This is a genomic window from Mesorhizobium newzealandense, assembly GCF_042682145.1.
Classification (GTDB): Bacteria; Pseudomonadota; Alphaproteobacteria; order Rhizobiales; family Rhizobiaceae; genus Mesorhizobium; species Mesorhizobium newzealandense.
This window is the reverse complement of sequence record NZ_JBHUGZ010000030.1, coordinates 161,936-179,776: the sequence shown is the minus strand read 5'-3', so window position 1 is coordinate 179,776 and position 17,841 is coordinate 161,936. Positions and strand designations below refer to the sequence as shown.

Below are 17,841 nucleotides of genomic sequence, written 5' to 3'. Positions count from 1 at the left end.
GGCAATTGGCAGGGGTTCAGGCCCCTGCCCGCTCCATGCCGAGCCGTGCAATGCGGCGAAGCTCGTCGATCGGGGTCAGGCCGCCACTGCGCTCATAGTGCCAGAAGGTCCAGCCGTTGCAGGCGTCCAGGCCCTGCACTTCGGCGCCGATCTTGTGGATCGAGCCGGCGCTGTCGCCGATCGCCACCGTGCCATCGGCGCGCACCTTGGCCGCCCAACGTTTCTTGGCGTCGTAGAGCGTCGCACCAGGCATCACCAGCCCGGTGTCGATGAGGCTGACGAAGGCGACGCGCGGCTCGGCGCGCTTGCCAGTCAGCACGGTCAGGTCGGCGCTTTCCAGCGGCCGCACCGCATCGATGCGCTCATTGGCGGCGTCGATATAGGCCTGCTCGCGCTCGATGCCGACGAAATGGCGGCCGAGGCGCTTGGCCACGGCGCCAGTGGTGCCGGAGCCAAAGAAGGGATCGAGCACGATATCGCCCGGTTTGGTCGAGGCCATCATGATGCGGGCAAGCAGTGCTTCCGGCTTCTGCGTCGGGTGCAACTTGTCGCCATTGTCATTCTTCAGCCGCTCGCCGCCGGTGCAGATCGGAAACAGCCAGTCGGAGCGCATCTGGATGTCATCATTCGAAGCCTTCATGGCTTCGTAGTTGAAGGTATAGCCCTTGCCCTTCTGGTCGCGCGACGCCCAGATCATCGTCTCATGTGCATTCTGGAAACGGCGGCCACGGAAGTTCGGCATCGGGTTGGTCTTGCGCCAGACGACATCGTTGAGGATCCAGAAGCCGAGATCCTGCATCTTGGCGCCGACCCGGAAGATGTTGTGATAGGAACCGATGACCCAGATGGTGCCATTGGGTTTCAGAACCCGGCGCGCCGCCAGCAGCCAGGCGCGGGTGAAGGCGTCGTAGGCCTCAAAGCTCTCGAACTGGTCCCAATCGTCGTCGACGGCGTCGACCTTCGACTGGTCGGGCCGGTGCAGGTCGCCGTCGAGCTGCAGATTGTAGGGCGGATCGGCGAAAATGACGTCGATCGACTTTTCCGGCAGCCGATCGAGTGCTGCGACGCAGTCGCCCTTGAGGATCGTGTCCAGCCATTCGGATTGCTGGGGAGCGTGGGATAGCTCGTCGAGAAGACGCACGGCTGACATTCTGACACCCAAGGCACGCGTTACAGTTTTACTCTCTGTTATGGTTACCGATCAGCGTAAATATTCGGTGAAGGTCAAAATTGCGGACTTGCGAATTTGCGAAGGTCGCCCCGTTGGTGTATGCCGCGCCGCCTGAGCCTTCCGAGGCCCTTTCATCCTCCCATTGTCCGGATCACCATGCCCCAGCCAGACCTTGTCATCTTCGATTGCGACGGCGTGCTCGTCGATTCCGAAATCATCGCCGCGCGGGTCGAGGCTGAATTGATAACCTTGGCCGGATACGAAATCTCGGCGGAGGAGATTGCCGAGACCTACGCCGGACTGACCTTCAAGGACATCCTGATGCGGGTCGAGGAAAAGTCGAAGATTCCCTTCCAGGCCTCACTGATCGACCGCGCCGAAGACCTGGTCGACCGCAAATTGCGCAGCGACGTACGCGCCATCGACGGCGTGCGCGAGGCGGTCGCGGCGGTCACGCTGCCGCACTGCATCTGCTCGAATTCGCGCTCCGAGCGGATCGAATTCATGCTGGAGAAGGTGCACCTGCTGCCGTTTTTCGCCGGCCGGATCTTCTCGGCCCTGGAGATACCAAGCAAGAAGACCAAGCCGGCGCCCGACGTGTTCCTGTTTGCGGCGGAAAAGCTCAACGCCAACCCGGCAAGCACGTTCGTCATCGAGGATTCCGTGCACGGCGTCCACGGCGCCCGGACGGCCGGCATGCGCGTGATCGGCTTCACCGGTGCCAGCCACAGCTATCCCGGCCATGCCGACGCACTGACCGAGGCCGGAGCCGAGACGGTCATCCGCCGCTGGGCGGAGTTGAAAAGCGTGATCGCGGCGTTGTCGGAGTGGTCGGCGGACGCCTGAAAAGCGTGCGCTGCGACGCACGCCTCGTACAATTGCCGAGACTTAGTTCGTCGCGGCGGTTCTCTTCCTCTTCTTCGGCTTGTCCGCCGTCGTCTTCGGCGCGTTTTCATCATAGCCTGCATAGGCCTGATAGTCCTGCGCCGTCGGCTCAGGCACGACTACGTTGGAATCGGTGAAGACGAATTGCGTGGCGACCGAGGGATCGGTGACATGGACCTGATACGGGTGGATCTGCGAATAGAGAACATCCGTGCCATGCATCACGGCGACCCGGATCGGCATGGTGATGGTGCCGGGAGAAAACTTCGGTCCCGGCACGATCTTGCCGGCGACCGCGATCTTCATCGTCAACTGACCATTGGCGCGGACGCAGTCGCGGGTCACGTCGCTGATCGATGCCTGGTAGATGATCTTGTCGGAATCGTCAGGCGGTGTCGCAGCCGCGTCGGCTGCAGCCTGGGCATCCTCTGCGGCGTCGGCCTTTTTTCTCGACTTGGGCTTCTGGACGTCCTTGGAATAGGTGTTGAAGAAGGCCGTACCGTCTCGCACCATCACTCTCGGACAATAGGCCTGCAACTGGCTGGCCAGGACCTTTGGATCCTGTGGTGGCGGCGGCGCCGTCGGATCCTTCTTGCCGAAACCGAGGTTCAGGACGCCATTGTCGCCCGATTGGCAGCCCGCGGCGGCAAGCATAAAGCCGGTGAGCGCAAGACCCGCCAAAAAGCGACCGCTGAATGTATGAAACGCCATGAAACTGCACTTCCCTCTCGCAAAGCTGGTGACGTATATCAACCGCGCGGCAAAAATGCGACTGAGCCAGCGCAGAAATTAACCACCTTGTGGTGAACGGAAATGTCAAGCAGTAACGGATTTGTGACATGCAATATGTGAGTACCCGCGGCGAAGCGCCCGTGCTTGGATTTTCCGATGCCGTGCTGGCTGGCCTGGCGCGCGATGGCGGGCTCTATGTGCCGCGCGAGTGGCCGGGGTTTTCCGCAGCCGAGATCCGCGCCATGCGCGGCCTCGCCTATCCCGACCTTGCCATCCGCGTGCTGTCGCCGTTCCTTGGCGACGAAATCCCGGCGCCCGTCTTCGAACGGCTGGTCCGCGAAGCCTATGCCACCTTCCGCCACGAGGCCGTCTGCCCGCTGGTGCAGACCGGCCCCAACACCTTCGTCCTGGAACTCTTCCACGGGCCGACGCTCGCCTTCAAGGACGTGGCGATGCAGCTTCTGGCCCGGCTGATGGACCATGTGCTTACTGAGCGCGATCAGCACGCCACCATCGTCGGCGCCACCTCGGGCGATACCGGCGGGGCCGCCATCGATGCCTTTGCCGGGCGCAACCGCACCGACATCTTCATCCTTTTCCCGCATGGCCGCGTCTCGCCGGTGCAGCAGCGGCAGATGACGACGTCGACCGCGCCAAACGTCCATGCGCTGGCGATCGAAGGCAATTTCGACGATTGCCAGGGCCTGCTCAAGGACATGTTCAACGATCACGGCTTTCGCGACCGGGTTGCGCTTTCGGGCGTCAATTCGATCAACTGGGCCCGTATCATGGCCCAGATCGTCTATTATTTCTCCTCGGCGCTGTCGCTCGGCGCGCCGGACAGGCCGGTCTCCTTCACGGTACCGACCGGTAATTTCGGCGATATCTTCGCCGGCTACGCCGCCAAGAAGATGGGCCTGCCGATCGAGCGGCTGGTCATCGCCACCAACGACAACGACATCCTGGCGCGGACCTTCGCGACCGGCGAATACCGCACCAAAGGCGTCTTTGCGACCACGTCGCCGTCGATGGATATCCAGGTGTCGTCCAATTTCGAACGCTTGCTGTTCGAGGCCTCCGGCCGTGACGCGGCGACCGTGCGCCGCTACATGGACGGCCTGAAGCAGTCCGGCGCTTTCACCATCGAAGCCCGGGAAATCGCCAGCATGCGGTCCGAATTCGATGCCGGCCGCGCGACGATGGACGAGGTCGCCGCCACCATCCGCTCGACGCTGACCGCCAGCAACTATCTGCTCGATCCGCACACCGCTGCAGCCGTGCATGTCGCAGCGGGCAAGGCGACAGGCGCCGTGCCGATGGTGGTGCTGGGCACCGCCCATCCGGCAAAGTTTCCGGCCGCCGTCGAAGCCGCCAGCGGCGTGTCGCCGGCACTGCCCGCATGGCTAGGTGGGTTGATGACATCAGAGGAAAAATACACGGTACTTCCATCCGACCTGAAAATGGTGGAAGATTACGTCGGCCGCCGCGCGCGGGCGGCGCGTTAGGGAGTAGTAGCCATATGGGTGTTGAGGTAAGCCGTCTGTCGAACGGCCTGACAGTCGCCACCGAAACCCTTCAAAGCATCGAATCGGTTGCCCTTGGTGCCTGGGTCAAGTCAGGTGCCCGCAATGAACGTGATGACGAGCATGGCATGGCCCATCTGCTCGAACACATGGCGTTCAAGGGTACAAAAAGGCGAAGCGCCTTCGAAATCGCCTCGGAGATCGAGGACGTCGGCGGCGAGATCAACGCCGCCACCAGCGTCGAGACCACCTCCTACTATGCCAGGGTGCTCTCCGACGATGTGCCGCTGGCCGTCGACATTCTTGCCGACATCCTGCAGGAGTCCGAGTTCGACCCGCAGGAGCTCGAACGCGAGCAGCATGTGATCCTGCAGGAGATCGGCGCCGCGCACGACACGCCCGACGACATCGTCTTCGACCGTTTCACCGAGACGGCCTTTCGCCACCAGACCATCGGCCGCTCGATCCTGGGCACGCCGGAAACCGTCAAATCCTTCACTTCGAAGCAGTTGCACGATTTCATCGAACGGCAATATGGCGCCGAGCGCATGGTGATCGTCGCTGCCGGCGACATCAAGCACGACAATTTCGTGCGCGAGGTCGAAAAGCAACTCGGCGGCTTCCGCAGCAAGGCCGACAGCACCATCCCGCAATATGCGCAATATGTCGGCGGCGACTTCCGCGAGGACCGCGACCTGATGGACGCGCAGATCGTGCTGGGCTTCGAGGGCCGCGCCTATCATGTGCGCGACTTCTATGCCTCGCAGGTGCTGTCGATGATCCTTGGCGGCGGCATGTCGTCGCGTCTGTTCCAGGAAGTCCGTGAAAAGCGCGGCCTGTGCTACTCGGTCTATGCCTTCCATTGGGGCTTTTCCGACACCGGCGTCTTCGGCGTGCATGCCGCGACCGGCCAGAGCGACATCGCCGAACTGGTGCCCGTCATCATCGACGAGCTGCAGAAGGCCGGCGAGAAAATCCTGCAGGAAGAACTCGACCGGGCCCGCGCCCAGTATCGCGCCGGGCTGATCATGTCCGCCGAAAGCCCGGCCAGCCGCGCCTCGCAGATCGCACGGCAGCTGCTTCTGTTCGGCCGGCCGATCGCCAAGGAGGAATTGATGGAGCGGCTGTCGGCGCTGACGATCGAGCGACTGACCGACCTGTCGTCACGGCTGTTCTCGACCAAGCCGACGCTGACCGCTGTCGGGCCTGTGGGTACGCTGGCGCCATACGAGGCGATCCTCGAGTCGCTTGCGGGCACGCAGACCACGGCCCGCAAGCTCGCCGTCTAAGCCCCTCAAAGCGTCGTGTTCGCGCTCCCTTTCTTTCGCCGCGATCTACCGGCGCTGAAGGGCGACCGCGTCACGCTGCGCGTGCCCTTCACGAATGACTACCGCGAATGGGCGACGGTGCGCGGCGAAAGCCGTGCCTTCCTCGAACCATGGGAGCCACGCTGGACTCCCGATGAACTGGACCGCACCGCGTGGCGGCTGCGCATCAGCCGCTACCGCGAGGACTATGCCCAGGGAACCGCGATCGCCTTCTTCATCTTCGAGAAAAGCAGCGGCAGACTGGCCGGCGGCATCACGCTCGGCAACATACGCCACGGGGTCTCGCAAAGTGGCCATGTCGGCTACTGGATCGGCGAGCGCTTTGGCGGCCGTGGCCTGATGACCGACGCGGTCAAGGTGGTGGCGCGCTTCGCCTTCGATACGCTGAGGTTGCACCGGATCGAGGCGGCCTGTATTCCCGACAACGCCCGGTCGATCCGCGTGCTTGAAAAAGCCGGATTCCGGCGCGAAGGACTTCTGCGATCCTATCTCAGGATCAACGGCATCTGGCAGGACCACTACCTCTACGCCCGGATCGCGGACGATCCGCCGGGCGCAGAAACGAAGGACTGATTTTTGACGAATTTCCTGCGATACGGGCCGCTGATCGCCTTTGTCCTCGCGACAATCCTGACGCTGTGCGCGGCATCGTCGGCCTTCGCCGTCGAGCCGATCAAGATTGCCCGCGACGACGTCGCGCTCGACCTGTCGGGCGCCGTCGAGATCTACCGGAACCAGGGCGAGAATTTCCAGGTGTCGACCGCTCCCGGACCGGACGGCATCGTGCGGCGCATCGAGGTCGAGGCCAACGATGCGCGGTCGACCGGCGACTGGGCGGTGTTCGCGCTGGCCAACACCACCGACCAGCAGCTCGACCGGCTGATTGTCGCGCCGCATTTCCGGCTGGTGAATTCCGGCATCTTCTGGCCCGATCTCGGCTCGACCCGTATCGCCGCCATCACGCCCAGCGAGGGCTTCGCGCTCGACCGCCAGACCAGCCCCGACGCCGACGTGTTCCGGGTGACGCTGAACCCGGGCACGGTGATCACCTTCATCGCCGAGCTGGCCTCGCCAAAGCTGCCGCAGGTCTATCTGTGGGATCCGGAATCCTACAAGGACTCGGTCAATTCCTACACGCTGTTTCGCGGCATCGTCATCGGCATCGCCGGCCTGCTGGCGCTGTTCCTGACCATTCTTTTCGTGGTCAAGGGAACCTCGATGTTTCCGGCGACCGCGGCACTCGCCTGGGCGGTGCTTGCCTATATCTGCGTCGATTTCGGTTTCCTGAACAAGATCATCGAGATATCGCCCGGCAACGAGCAGATGTGGCGAGCAGGAACGGAGGTGGCGCTGGCGGCGACCTTCGTGGTCTTCCTGTTCGCCTATCTCAATCTCAACCGATGGCACGGCCATTTCAGCTATGGCGCGCTGGTCTGGATCCTCGGACTGGTGCTGATCGCCGGTGTCGCCATCGTCGATCCGGCGGTCGCCGCCGGCATCGCCAGGCTGTCCTTCGCCGCCACCGCGCTGACCGGGCTCGGCCTGATCATCTTCCTCGGCATACGCGGCTACGACCGCGCCATCATGCTGGTGCCCAGTTGGGTCATGGTGCTGTTGTGGCTATGCGGGTCGTGGATGGCGATCACCGGCATGCTCGACAACGACATCGCCCAGCCAGCATTGGGTGGCGGGCTGATCCTGATCATCCTTTTGATCGGCTTCACCGTCATGCAGCACGCCTTTGCCGGCGGGGCGCTGCACCAGGGCCTGTTCTCCGACCTCGAGCGGCAGGCGCTGGCCGTCGCCGGATCTGGCGATACGGTGTGGGACTGGGACGTGCTGCGCGACCGCGTCGTCACCAAGCCCGATGTCAGCATCCAGCTCGGCTTGGCGCCCAACAGTCTCGGCGGTGCCGCGCGCAACTGGCTACCGGTGCTGCATGCCGACGACCGCGACACCTTCCGCACGACGCTCGACGTGGTGCTGGAACACCGGCGTGGCCGGGTGTCGCAGAACTTCCGCCTGCGCGGCGCCGACGGCCACTATCACTGGTTCTCATTGCGGGCTCGCCCGGTGATCGGGTCGGACGGCGAAGTCATCCGCTGCGTCGGCACCATGGTCGACGTCACCGAGCAGAAGAAGTCCGAAGAACGGCTGCTGCACGACGCCGTACACGACAATTTGACCGGGCTGCCGAACCGCGAACTTTTGATGAACCGGCTGGAAGCGATCATCTCGATCGCCCGCACCGAAGAGAAAGTGCGTCCGACCGTCTTCGTCATCGACATCGACCGCTTCAAGCAGGTCAATGACGGGCTCGGCATCTCGGCCGGTGACACCATCCTTCTGACCATTGCGCGCCGGCTGCACCGGCTGCTCAAGCCGAAGGATTCGCTGTCTCGCTTTGCCGGCGACCAGTTCGCGCTGATGCTGTTGTCCGAGCAGGACCCGGCCCGCATCGCGGCGGTGGCGGATGCCATCAAGCATGCCATCAACAACCCGATCACCTTCGCCAAGCGCGAAATCGTGCTGACGGCGTCGATCGGACTGATCACCTGGAATTCGCCGCAGATGTCGGCCGAGGACATGGTCAAGGATGCCGAGCTTGCGATGCATCAGGCCAAGCGCTTCGGCGGCGACAGGATCGAGCCGTTCCGCCCGGCCTTCCGCACCGTCGGCACCGACAGGCTGCAGTTCGAATCCGACCTGCGGCGCGCCATCGAACGGCGCGAATTCACGCTCGCCTACCAACCGATCGTACGGCTGGAGGATGGCAGCGTCGCCGGCTTCGAAGCCCTTCTGCGCTGGGATCATCCGCGCCGCGGCATGATCCCGCCGGCGGACTTCATCCCGGTCGCCGAAAGCTGCGGGCTGATCGTGCAGCTCGGCCTGTTCGCCATGCAGCAGGCGGCGGAAGACCTCGCCGGATGGCAAAAGCAGATCGGTGACGCGCCGCTGTCGGTCTCGGTCAACCTGTCCAGCCGCCAGCTCATCCGCCGCGATCTGGTCAGCGACGTCCGCTCGGTCATCGCACGCGCCAATCTGAAGCCGCGCTGCTTCCGGCTCGAGCTCACCGAATCGCTGGTGATGGACAATCCCGAGCAGACCGCCCATGTGCTGACCAAGCTGAAGCAGCTCGGTATCGGCCTGTCGCTGGACGATTTCGGCACCGGCTATTCCTCGCTGGCCTATCTGACGCGTTTCCCGTTCGACACCATCAAGATCGACAAGAGCTTCGTCGACGACAACACGCCCAAACGCGCGGTGCTGCTCAAATCCATGGTCAACATGGCGCATGAGCTCGGCCTGTCCGTCGTTGCCGAGGGCATTTCGGACGAAAGCGATGCGCTGGAGCTGCGCCAGATGGGCTGCGAGTATGTGCAGAGCTTCATGTTCGGCGCACCGATGCCGGGCGACCAGGTGCTGAAGACGCTGAAGGAACAGTATCCGCTGACACAAGCCTGAGAGCCTCTGTGATGAGGCTCAGGCGTGTCCGGCGGCGAGGCTGAGATGGGCGAGATCGATGCCGATCGAGGCGAGGATCCGGTCGTATTTGCGCTCGATGTCGGTGTCGAATAGAAGCTCGGCGTTTGCCGGACAGGTCAGCCAGCCATTCTCGGCGATCTCGGTCTCCAGCTGGCCGGCGCCCCAGCCGGAATAGCCGAGCGCCATCAGCGCGTGGCGGGGCCCACGGCCAGACGAAATGGCGCGCAATATGTCGACGGTCGCGGTCAGGCAGATGTCGTCCGAAACGGTCAGCGACGATTCCACCCGGTAGTCGCCCGAATGCAGGACGAAGCCCCGGCTGCGGTCGACGGGTCCGCCATTGCGCACGACGAAATCGCGCGCCTGCGCCGGCAAGCGGATCGCCTCCTGTTCGTTCATGATGCCCAGTTGCACGAGCAGGTCCGGAAACAGCATCTGCTGTGTCTGGTTGATGATCAGCCCCATCGCGCCTTCATCGCTGTGCGCGCAGACGTAGATGACCGAGCGCGTGAAACGGTCGTCCTTCATGCCGGGCATGGCAATCAGGAACTGATCGTCGAGAAAGCCGCGGCTGGCGGCTGTCTTCTTGTGGCGCAACAAGTCCATGGTGGCGAGCGTAACGCGTTTCCAAAGCGCCGAAAAGATGCGCTGTGCGTGATTCGACCAAAGCCCATACCGCCGGCTCGAGCATTCCTTCCCTCAAGGTCACGCAAATATGATACCGGCAAGGCTACGAAATCATTGCGCGGCCACGAACGGACGATCAAATCACCGCCATGCAAAGCTTGAAAATCCTGCTGCTCGGCGCCGCCATCGGATCGGCGACCGCTCTTCCCGCCGCCGCCTCCTCATCAGCTTGGTACAACAGCGAAGGCGGCAAGGTCCGGCTGGTGACGAGCGGCAAAGCCGATGCCGCCGGCCGCATCCAGGGCGTTCTCGACATTGCGCTCAAGCCCGGCTGGAAGACCTACTGGCGCGATCCGGGCGACGCGGGCGTGCCACCGCAGCTCGACATTTCAGGCAGCACAAACATCGCCGACGCCCAGCTTTCCTTCCCGGCGCCGCAGCGTCATGACGAAGGCTATGGCAAATGGGCAGGCTACGACTATCCGGTTTCGCTGCCGGTGGTGTTCACCCTGTCGGCGGCGAAGGATCCCGCTTTGATCGACGCCGACATCTTTCTCGGCATTTGCGAAACGATCTGCATTCCGGTGCAGACGCGGCTGACCGTCGACCCCGGCTCCGACCCGGACAATGCCGAAGACATGGCGCTGGTGAAGGCGAGCTTCGCGGCATTGCCGACACCTGCAAGGTCCGACTTCGGCATCAATGTGCTGCCGGGCGACCACGAGACGCTGGTTGTCGAGGCAAGCTTTCCCGGCGATCCGGAGGCGGCTGATTTCTTTGTCGCCGGTGAGCGGGATTACATGTTCGGCACCCCTGCCCGCAGCGAAAAGGACGGCAAGCTGATCTTCACCGTGCCGATCCTCGACCGCCCTTCGACGACGCCGACGGATGGTGGGCTTCACTATACACTGACGAGTTCGACCGGCGCGGTCGAAGGGCTTTTGCCGTTTCCTTAGAGCGCACCGCATCAAACGGATTCATACGACACGCTTCAAGGTCCACTCTTTGTCCATGTCGTTGCTCCATAACCGCTGCGCACCTTTGGGCGACATGTACTCAAGCCGCCTCGATGGTTGCAGAAGGCCGCCGATTTCGCTACGCAAGCACACACCCTTCCCCATTTTCCAAGCGAGAAATTCATGACCATTTCCGTTGGCGACAAGCTGCCTGAAACGACCTTCAAGACGATGACCGCCGATGGCGCGAAGCCAATCACGTCGGCCGAGATTTTCTCGGGAAAGAAGGTCGTGCTGTTTGGGGTTCCCGGCGCCTTCACGCCGACCTGCAGCAACAATCATTTGCCCGGCTATCTCGAGAACCGTGACGCCATCCTGGCACGCGGCGTCGATACCATCGCCGTCGTTTCGGTCAACGACGCTCACGTCATGGGCGCCTGGGCGCGCTTCACCGGCGGCGAAGGCAAGATCCTCTATCTCGCCGACGGCAGTGGGGATTTCGCCAAGGCAGTCGGCCTTGATAACGACCTTTCCGCGGGAGGCATGGGACTGCGCTCGAAGCGGTTTTCGATGATCGTCGAGGACGGCAAGGTCACCGCACTCAATGTCGAGACCAAGCCCGGTGTCGACGAGTCCGGCGCGGCCCATATTCTCGGACAGCTCTGACGCCCCGGCGACAATTTCGGGCGTGACGTCGCAACGGTCGCTTGCGCCCGACGACCGAGCTTATTTCTGAACTGTCGGATTTTGGGGAGGTCCAACGATGTTTGACATCTTCTGGCGTACCATCGCGATCGGCATCGGCGCCACCGCGCTGATGGATATCTGGGCCTTCTTCCTCCACAAGGCATTCGGTCAACCGCGGCCGAATTGGGGTCCGGTCGGTCGATGGGTCTGGCATCTCCGCGACAAGGTCTTTCACGACGATATTGGCGACGCGGCGGCCTACACGCATGAAGTGGTGCTGGGCTGGGCCTTTCACTATCTTGTCGGCATCGTCTATGGCGTCATCCTGGTGGCGGTGGCGGGAGCGGCCTGGCTGGCGGTGCCGACCTTCCTGCCGGCCTTCATCCTCGGCATGGTCACCGTCGGTGCCGGCTGGTTCCTGCTGGCGCCCGGCATGGGCGCCGGCTGGGCGGCCTCGAAGCGGCCCAACCCGATGCAGATCCGGGCGCTTAACCTGGTGTCGCACACGGTGTTCGCGCTCGGGCTCTACGGCACGGCGCTGCTGATCCGGTAGCCCGGTCAATCGCCGTGGCGCTGCACCGGCGCGTCGATCGGCCGCCAGCCGTGGACAACGCGGCGTGCGGCAATGTCGTACGCGAAGTGGTTGCCGCCGCCCGGCGGCTGATCGGCCTCGCGACTGATCTTTCGGCCACCGAGAGACAGCAGTAGGAGCGTTCCGACGCCGCCATGGCCCACGAAAGCAATGTCGTCGGCGTCGGCAGTACCGAGCACGGCGTCGACCTCGCTCACGATCCGATGCTGGGCATCGATGGCCCGTTCCCATCCGCGAATGCTTTTGTGCGGATTGGCGAAGAACTGGTCCGCGACCGCTTCGAACTCCGGCGGCGGCAGGAAGCCCGTTGCCGATCGGTCATTCTCATGCGTCCGGGCCCTCACTTCGATGGCAAGGCCGAGATGCGTTGCGAGGATTTTGGCGGTTTCCATCGCCTTGCGCTCGGCCGACGACACGATACGCCGGATCGACCCGACCCAGGGCTGATCGAGCATCGCAATCGCCCTCGCGCGTCCAATGTCGGATAGCCCCCATTCCGGGACGGGAATGTTGGCATCGACCTGAACCTGGGGATGGGTGACATAGTACAGGATCGGCACGATAGACGTCTTCCTGCGTGAGAGCTGCCCCGCTCCCGGAGTTCAATAACTCTGGGTCGAGCGCCGCGCCTTCGCCACTGCCGGCTGGGTTGCCTGCGCCTCAGGCTTTGGCGCCGCAGCAGGCTTGACCGGGCCTTTCTTGAACGGTGCCATGCCTTCGCGCGCGAGTTCGTCGGCGCGTTCGTTCTCGGCGTGGCCCGCATGGCCCTTGACCCAGTTCCAGGTCACCTTGTGGCGCCTGTTGGCCTCATCCAGCGCCTGCCAGAGTTCGCCATTCTTGACCGGCTTTTTGTCGGCGGTCTTCCAGCCGTTCTTCTTCCAACCGTGGATCCACTTGGAAATGCCGTCCATGACGTATTTGCTGTCGGTGTGAAGGCCGACCGTGCAGGGTTCCTTCAACGCATTCAGCGCCGAGATGGCGGCGAGCAGTTCCATGCGGTTGTTGGTGGTCTCGGCCTCGCCGCCGGAAAGCTCCCTGGTGGTGCCGTTGAAGCGCAGGATCGCGCCCCAGCCGCCAGGGCCGGGATTGCCCGAACAGGCGCCGTCGGTGAATATCTCAACCTGTTTGCTCATGCCAATCCATATTCCGAAGGAGATCTGATCGCCCGATGGAATCGCATCCTGCGGATATACTCGGTCGGATCGCGTTTCATCACCAGCCCGCCATTGGGAACAGTCAACCAGTCGTAGAGCCGGGTCAGCATGAAGCGCAGCGCCGATCCGCGCGCCAGCATCGGCAGCGCCGCACTTTCCTGGTCGCTCAGCGGACGCACGCTCTGATAGCCAGCCAGCAATGCCTTGCCCTTGGTCAGGTTGAAGGAGAAATCCTTCTCGAAGCACCAGGCATTGAGGCAGGTGGCGACATCGTAGGCGTAGAGGTCGTCGCAGGCGAAATAGAAGTCGATCAGACCGGAAAGCTTCTCGCCGAGGAAGAAGACATTGTCCGGGAAAAGATCGGCATGGATGATGCCTTCGGGAAGATCCTTCGGCCAGTTCCGCTCGAAGTCGGCGAAGTCGGCATCAACCTCGGCGGCCAGGCCCGGCTCAACCTCGTCGGCGCGGTCGCGGGAGGCGTTCCAAAGCTTGCGCCAGCCGTCGATGGCGAGCGCGTTCGGACGGGTCATCGAAAAGTCGGCTCCGGCCAGATGCAAGGCCGCCAGGGCCTTGCCAACCTCGGCGCAATGCGTTGCTGCCGGCCGCCGCAGCGAAAGCCCTTCGAGGAAGGTGATGATGACCGCCGGCCGGCCGGCGAGCGTGCCGATGACGCTGCCGTCATGCGCGGTCACCGGCAGTGGGCAAGAGACGCCTTTCTTGGCGAGGTGGCCCATAAGTCCGAGGAAAAACGGCAGATCCGCCTTCTCGACGCGCTTTTCATAGAGCGTCAGGATGTAGGAGCCGCTGGAGGTGTGCAGCAGGAAGTTCGAGTTTTCCGTGCCTTCGGCGATACCCTTGTAGGACAGGAGATCGCCGACCGGATAGTGTTTGAGGAATGCGCCGAGTTCGCCTTCGGCAACGTCGGTGTAGACCGCCATGTGCCTTACGCGGCTCCATTGACGAAAGCCATGTCGGCTCGCGTCAGTTCGACATCGCGCAGTACCCGCATGACCGGAAAATCCTCCGTTTCCGTGGCCGTGATGGCCAGGTCGATCGTGACATCGAAGCGCTGGCGGAACGCATCGATGATCTCGTCGACGATGATCTCCGGTGCCGATGCCCCTGCCGACAGGCCGAGCGTCGAGATGCCGGCGATGTCATTCCACGGAATCTCGGCGGCGCGCTGCACGAGAAGCGACATCGAGGCGCCGGCACGCTCCGCCACTTCGACAAGACGCCGCGAATTGGATGAATTGGGCGCGCCAACGATCAGGTAGAGATCGGCGCCGGCCGCGGTTTCCTTGACCGCCTCCTGGCGGTTGGTGGTGGCGTAGCAGATCGATTCCGCAGCCGGGGCATGCAGGTCTGGAAAGCGATCCTGCAAGGCACGGATGATGCCGGCGGTGTCCTCGACCGACAGCGTGGTCTGGGTGACGAAGCCGAGCGCCTGCGGATCGGCAGGCGCAAGCTTCGCCGCGTCGGCCTCGGTCTCGATCAGCGTCACCGCGCCGTCCGGCAACTGGCCCATGGTGCCGATCACCTCGGGGTGTCCGGCATGGCCGATCAGCAGCACATGGCGGCCCAGCCGCTGATGGCGCATCGCCTGCTTGTGGACCTTCGACACCAGCGGACAGGTAGCGTCCAGATAGAAGAGGTTGCGCGCCTGGGCATCCGCCGGCACCGATTTCGGCACGCCATGCGCCGAGAACACGACCGGCGACTGCCGATGCTCAGGGGGAATCTCGGAGAGCTCTTCGATGAACACGGCGCCAAGGCTTTGCAGTCCCTCGACGACGTAGCGGTTGTGCACGATCTCGTGGCGGACATAGACCGGAGCGCCATATTTCTTCAGCGCCAGCACGACGATCTGGATGGCGCGGTCGACGCCGGCGCAAAAACCGCGCGGCTGGCAGAGCCGGATCGTCAGGGGGGGCTTGGTGGTTGTCTGAAGCATGAATCCGGGCCGGTTGATCAAAGCCGAAATGAGGTGCCTACCCCCGCCCTGTCAAGTGCATCGGGAGAAAGGGGGGCGGCGATAGCCTTCATTCCTCTTTCACGGGACGGCGAAGCCGCAGGATGAGCACGGCGGCGAGTGCGGCGGCAAGGCCATACCAGGTCATCGCATATTGCAGATGGCTGTTCGGCAGGTCGATGATGGTGACGCCGCCGACAGGCAACCCGCCCGGATTTGGCGTCTTGTCCGCATCGATGAAGATCGGCACCAGCGTGGCGCCCGCCGGCAGCCCGGCGCTCGCCGCCATGGCGTCGCGGTCCTTCCAGTAGAAGATGTTCTTGGCCACGTCGTTGTCGGGAAGCATCATCGACGGCTTTGCCGGCAGCGGGTTGCGGGCGAGGCCGGTGATCGTCACCTTGCCCGTCACCTGCCCCTTCGCGCGCTTGGCGGCATCTTTCAGGTCGTAGGGCACGAAGCCGCGATTGACCAGGACGAAGCGGCCATCGTCGAGGGCCAGCGGCGTGTAGACGTTGAAGCCGGCGTCGCCGTCCCAAGTGGCGTAGAAATGCCGTTCGCCGGAATGCAGGAAAGTGCCGCTGACGGTGATCGGCGTATAGTCGACGTCGCCGGTCGAGGCGAATTCTTTTTCGACCTCGGCGAGCGGCCGCGGCACCGAGTGCGTCCGCTGATCGATGGTCTGCAGAAGGCCTTGCTTCCACTGCAGGCGCTGGACCTGCCAGGTACCGAGCGCCAGCAGGATCAGCATCAGAACCAGGCCAAGGCCGAGCAGCAATGCCGTCCTTGGCCGCGAACGGCCGCCAGTTCCAATGGATGCCTCGGTCATTCGCCGTGATCCAGCCGGCCCTCGGCCGCCTTGTTGCGATATTGCAGCGTCAGCAGCACGCCCTTGATCAGCCGCAGCGCCGTCAGGCACAGCACGACAGCCAGCGGGATCCAGACCAGCAGATGCAGCCAGAGCGGCGGGCTCAGCGTGACTTCAACCCAGAGCGCCAGGCCGACGATGATGAAGCCGATGATCAGGATGACGAAGACCGCCGGCCCATCGCCGGCATCGGCGTAGGAATAGTCGAGGCCGCAATTGGTGCAGCGCTTGCCGACGGTGAGGAAGCCGGAGAACAGCCGCCCCTCGCCGCAGCGCGGGCAGCGTCCGTGCAGGCCGGCCGAGATCGGATCGATCGGCGGCCAGATCGCCTTGTCGTCGCTCATTGCTTACCGCTCGATCTCGGATCGATCGGCGGCCGGATCGCCGTGTCATCGCTCATTGCTTACCGTTCGATCTCGATCGGTGTCCCGTCGGCCACCATCGCCCAGATTTCGTCCATGTCGGAGTCCGTAACCGCAATGCAGCCATCGGTCCAGTCGACCAATTGAAGCAGCCAGCCCCACCAGCCGAAACCATTTGGCTGGCCGTGGATCATGATCATGCCGCCCGCGTCGACATTGCGTGCCTTGGCGGCCGCCAGATCGTCGGCATTGGGATAGGAGATATGGATCGACTTATGGGCGATGCTGTTCGGGTTGCGCCAATCGAGGACATAGCGCCCCTTCGGTGTGCGTTGATCGCCTTCCTGGTGCTTGTGGCCGATGGGATCGCCGCCGAGCGCAATGCTGTAGCTTCGCAGCACCTTGCCGTCACTGATCAGTTCCAGCAGCCGTTCCGCCTTGTGCACGCGCACCAGATCGACCCTCTCGCCGGCAAAGGCCGGACCTATCGCGATCATGAATGCTAAAATGGCGGAAGGGATTGTTGGCCGCATTGGCCATCGATCGGCGATTATTGCGCCGAAAAGAAGAAGGCGGCCACGTCGCCGCGGCCGCCTCATCAAAACTCCTCAGACCGGTATCAGTGACCTTCGATCACTGCGCCGACCGATCCCCAGACATAGATCGATGCGAACAGGAACAGCCAAACCACGTCGACGAAGTGCCAATACCAGGCGGCCGCCTCGAAGCCGAAATGCTGTTTGGGGGTGAAATCACCCTTCATCGCCCGGATCAGGCAGACCAGCAGGAAGATGGTGCCGATGATGACATGGAAGCCATGGAAGCCGGTCGCCATGAAGAAGGTGGCGCCATAGATGGAATCCTTGAAGGCGAACGGAGCATGCATGTACTCGTAGGCCTGCACCATGGTGAACAGCATGCCGAGGCCGACTGTCAGCACCAGGCCGTTGATCAGCCCCTTGCGATCGCCATGGATGAGCGAATGGTGCGCCCAGGTGACCGTGGTGCCCGACAAGAGCAGGATGACGGTGTTGTAGAGCGGCAGGTGGAAGGGGTCGAGAACTTCCATGCCCTTCGGCGGCCAGACACCACCGGTAAACGCGGTGCGGGCGTATTGCTGAACCTCGCTGGGAAACAGGCTGGCGTCGAAGTATGCCCAGAACCAGGCCACGAAGAACATCACCTCGGAGGCGATGAACATGATCATGCCGTAGCGCAGGTGCAGCGACACGACACGCGTGTGATGGCCTTCATGCGCTTCCTTGATCGTGTCCGACCACCAGGCGAACATGGTGTAGAGGACGATCGCCAGGCCGATGAAGAACAGCCACGGATTGGCAATGTTGAAGCCAAAGATCGGGAAGTCGCCGGCCTTGAGATACTGCATCAGGCAGACGCCGCCGATCGCGGTCACCAACGCGCCGATGGACCCCAGGAAAGGCCATGGGCTCGGGTCGACGAGATGGTAGTCATGGTGTGGTTTTGCGTGCGCGTCTGCCAT

The 17,841-nt window shown here is 63.2% G+C and carries 19 protein-coding genes; 8 read left to right on the top strand and 11 right to left on the bottom strand.

Annotated features, from left to right (window positions below):
- Positions 1-16: 16 nt before the first annotated feature.
- Entirely contained in the window at positions 17-1,150 is a 1,134-nt protein-coding gene (locus tag ACFSOZ_RS34980) for a site-specific DNA-methyltransferase (RefSeq protein ID WP_379105792.1), read from the bottom strand.
- A gap of 177 nt (positions 1,151-1,327) precedes the next feature.
- Between ACFSOZ_RS34980 and ACFSOZ_RS34975 the strand changes: the two genes are divergently transcribed.
- The gene (locus ACFSOZ_RS34975; RefSeq protein WP_379105790.1) at positions 1,328-2,017 is read left to right on the top strand and encodes an HAD family hydrolase; all 690 of its coding nucleotides are present in this window, start codon (positions 1,328-1,330) and stop codon (positions 2,015-2,017) included.
- A 42-nt stretch (positions 2,018-2,059) separates the two neighbouring features.
- On the opposite strand, the gene ACFSOZ_RS34970 is transcribed toward ACFSOZ_RS34975, so the two are convergent.
- Positions 2,060-2,767, bottom strand: coding sequence for a hypothetical protein (locus ACFSOZ_RS34970; RefSeq protein WP_379105788.1), 708 nt, complete (start codon positions 2,765-2,767; stop codon positions 2,060-2,062).
- 128 nt (positions 2,768-2,895) lie between these two features.
- Here ACFSOZ_RS34970 and thrC point away from each other — a divergent pair, with 128 nt between their 5' ends.
- Genes thrC through ACFSOZ_RS34950 form a run of 4 tightly spaced genes read left to right on the top strand, consistent with a single transcriptional unit; the run spans position 2,896 to position 9,104 of the window.
- Positions 2,896-4,293, top strand: a complete 1,398-nt coding sequence (gene thrC / locus ACFSOZ_RS34965) for a threonine synthase (protein WP_379105785.1) — start codon at positions 2,896-2,898, stop codon at positions 4,291-4,293.
- Between the two features lie 14 nt (positions 4,294-4,307).
- Entirely contained in the window at positions 4,308-5,600 is a 1,293-nt protein-coding gene (locus ACFSOZ_RS34960; RefSeq protein ID WP_126068410.1) for a M16 family metallopeptidase, read from the top strand.
- A 15-nt stretch (positions 5,601-5,615) separates the two neighbouring features.
- Positions 5,616-6,212, top strand: coding sequence for a GNAT family N-acetyltransferase (locus ACFSOZ_RS34955; RefSeq protein WP_379105783.1), 597 nt, complete (start codon positions 5,616-5,618; stop codon positions 6,210-6,212).
- A 3-nt stretch (positions 6,213-6,215) separates the two neighbouring features.
- Positions 6,216-9,104, top strand: a complete 2,889-nt coding sequence (locus ACFSOZ_RS34950; RefSeq protein ID WP_379105781.1) for an EAL domain-containing protein — start codon at positions 6,216-6,218, stop codon at positions 9,102-9,104.
- Between the two features lie 18 nt (positions 9,105-9,122).
- Here ACFSOZ_RS34950 and ACFSOZ_RS34945 read toward each other — a convergent pair whose 3' ends face one another.
- Positions 9,123-9,731 (bottom strand): YqgE/AlgH family protein, encoded by a 609-nt coding sequence (locus tag ACFSOZ_RS34945; protein ID WP_091576862.1) that lies wholly within the window; start codon positions 9,729-9,731, stop codon positions 9,123-9,125.
- A gap of 170 nt (positions 9,732-9,901) precedes the next feature.
- On the opposite strand from ACFSOZ_RS34945, the gene ACFSOZ_RS34940 reads away from it, so the two are divergent.
- The 3 genes from ACFSOZ_RS34940 to ACFSOZ_RS34930 all read left to right on the top strand — a co-directional run bounded on the left by ACFSOZ_RS34940 (position 9,902) and on the right by ACFSOZ_RS34930 (position 11,948).
- The gene (locus ACFSOZ_RS34940) at positions 9,902-10,708 is read left to right on the top strand and encodes a protein-disulfide reductase DsbD domain-containing protein (protein WP_379105779.1); all 807 of its coding nucleotides are present in this window, start codon (positions 9,902-9,904) and stop codon (positions 10,706-10,708) included.
- 183 nt (positions 10,709-10,891) lie between these two features.
- Complete coding sequence (locus tag ACFSOZ_RS34935; RefSeq protein WP_379105777.1) at positions 10,892-11,374, top strand: peroxiredoxin; 483 nt, start codon at positions 10,892-10,894, stop codon at positions 11,372-11,374.
- A 97-nt stretch (positions 11,375-11,471) separates the two neighbouring features.
- Positions 11,472-11,948 carry a DUF2938 domain-containing protein gene (locus tag ACFSOZ_RS34930; protein WP_379105775.1) on the top strand — a complete coding sequence of 159 codons (477 nt, stop codon included), beginning with the start codon at positions 11,472-11,474 and terminating at the stop codon, positions 11,946-11,948.
- A gap of 5 nt (positions 11,949-11,953) precedes the next feature.
- Here the strand turns inward: ACFSOZ_RS34930 and ACFSOZ_RS34925 are convergent, their stop codons facing one another.
- From ACFSOZ_RS34925 to ACFSOZ_RS34890, 8 genes are all read right to left on the bottom strand, one after another.
- A complete protein-coding gene (locus ACFSOZ_RS34925; protein ID WP_379105773.1) occupies positions 11,954-12,547 on the bottom strand; it encodes a histidine phosphatase family protein in 594 nt (197 codons plus the stop codon).
- 42 nt (positions 12,548-12,589) lie between these two features.
- The gene (gene rnhA, locus ACFSOZ_RS34920) at positions 12,590-13,120 is read right to left on the bottom strand and encodes a ribonuclease HI (protein WP_379105771.1); all 531 of its coding nucleotides are present in this window, start codon (positions 13,118-13,120) and stop codon (positions 12,590-12,592) included.
- Entirely contained in the window at positions 13,117-14,079 is a 963-nt protein-coding gene (locus ACFSOZ_RS34915) for a homoserine kinase (RefSeq protein ID WP_379105769.1), read from the bottom strand. The genes rnhA and ACFSOZ_RS34915 overlap by 4 nt, the downstream gene beginning before the upstream one ends.
- A gap of 5 nt (positions 14,080-14,084) precedes the next feature.
- A complete protein-coding gene (ispH, locus tag ACFSOZ_RS34910; RefSeq protein WP_379105766.1) occupies positions 14,085-15,095 on the bottom strand; it encodes a 4-hydroxy-3-methylbut-2-enyl diphosphate reductase in 1,011 nt (336 codons plus the stop codon).
- 88 nt (positions 15,096-15,183) lie between these two features.
- Positions 15,184-15,939, bottom strand: coding sequence for an SURF1 family protein (locus ACFSOZ_RS34905; RefSeq protein ID WP_379105764.1), 756 nt, complete (start codon positions 15,937-15,939; stop codon positions 15,184-15,186).
- Positions 15,936-16,322, bottom strand: coding sequence for a DUF983 domain-containing protein (locus ACFSOZ_RS34900; RefSeq protein WP_379105762.1), 387 nt, complete (start codon positions 16,320-16,322; stop codon positions 15,936-15,938). Before ACFSOZ_RS34900 ends, ACFSOZ_RS34905 begins: the two co-directional genes overlap by 4 nt.
- Before the next feature lie 59 nt (positions 16,323-16,381).
- Positions 16,382-16,873 (bottom strand): L,D-transpeptidase family protein, encoded by a 492-nt coding sequence (locus ACFSOZ_RS34895; protein WP_379105760.1) that lies wholly within the window; start codon positions 16,871-16,873, stop codon positions 16,382-16,384.
- Between the two features lie 86 nt (positions 16,874-16,959).
- The gene (locus ACFSOZ_RS34890; RefSeq protein ID WP_379105759.1) at positions 16,960-17,841 is read right to left on the bottom strand and encodes a cytochrome c oxidase subunit 3; all 882 of its coding nucleotides are present in this window, start codon (positions 17,839-17,841) and stop codon (positions 16,960-16,962) included.

Bases quoted from the DNA above. Each gene is read 5' to 3' on its own strand.
- ACFSOZ_RS34980 (WP_379105792.1), bottom strand. From the start codon at position 1,150: ATGTCAGCCGTGCGTCTTCTCGACGAGCTATCCCACGCTCCCCAGCAA.
- ACFSOZ_RS34975 (WP_379105790.1), top strand. From the start codon at position 1,328: ATGCCCCAGCCAGACCTTGTCATCTTCGATTGCGACGGCGTGCTCGTC.
- ACFSOZ_RS34970 (WP_379105788.1), bottom strand. From the start codon at position 2,767: ATGGCGTTTCATACATTCAGCGGTCGCTTTTTGGCGGGTCTTGCGCTC.
- thrC (WP_379105785.1), top strand. From the start codon at position 2,896: ATGCAATATGTGAGTACCCGCGGCGAAGCGCCCGTGCTTGGATTTTCC.
- ACFSOZ_RS34960 (WP_126068410.1), top strand. From the start codon at position 4,308: ATGGGTGTTGAGGTAAGCCGTCTGTCGAACGGCCTGACAGTCGCCACC.
- ACFSOZ_RS34945 (WP_091576862.1), bottom strand. From the start codon at position 9,731: ATGGACTTGTTGCGCCACAAGAAGACAGCCGCCAGCCGCGGCTTTCTC.
- ACFSOZ_RS34940 (WP_379105779.1), top strand. From the start codon at position 9,902: ATGCAAAGCTTGAAAATCCTGCTGCTCGGCGCCGCCATCGGATCGGCG.
- ACFSOZ_RS34935 (WP_379105777.1), top strand. From the start codon at position 10,892: ATGACCATTTCCGTTGGCGACAAGCTGCCTGAAACGACCTTCAAGACG.
- ACFSOZ_RS34930 (WP_379105775.1), top strand. From the start codon at position 11,472: ATGTTTGACATCTTCTGGCGTACCATCGCGATCGGCATCGGCGCCACC.
- rnhA (WP_379105771.1), bottom strand. From the start codon at position 13,120: ATGAGCAAACAGGTTGAGATATTCACCGACGGCGCCTGTTCGGGCAAT.
- ACFSOZ_RS34915 (WP_379105769.1), bottom strand. From the start codon at position 14,079: ATGGCGGTCTACACCGACGTTGCCGAAGGCGAACTCGGCGCATTCCTC.
- ispH (WP_379105766.1), bottom strand. From the start codon at position 15,095: ATGCTTCAGACAACCACCAAGCCCCCCCTGACGATCCGGCTCTGCCAG.
- ACFSOZ_RS34905 (WP_379105764.1), bottom strand. From the start codon at position 15,939: ATGACCGAGGCATCCATTGGAACTGGCGGCCGTTCGCGGCCAAGGACG.
- ACFSOZ_RS34900 (WP_379105762.1), bottom strand. From the start codon at position 16,322: ATGAGCGACGACAAGGCGATCTGGCCGCCGATCGATCCGATCTCGGCC.
- ACFSOZ_RS34895 (WP_379105760.1), bottom strand. From the start codon at position 16,873: ATGCGGCCAACAATCCCTTCCGCCATTTTAGCATTCATGATCGCGATA.
- ACFSOZ_RS34890 (WP_379105759.1), bottom strand. From the start codon at position 17,841: ATGGCAGACGCGCACGCAAAACCACACCATGACTACCATCTCGTCGAC.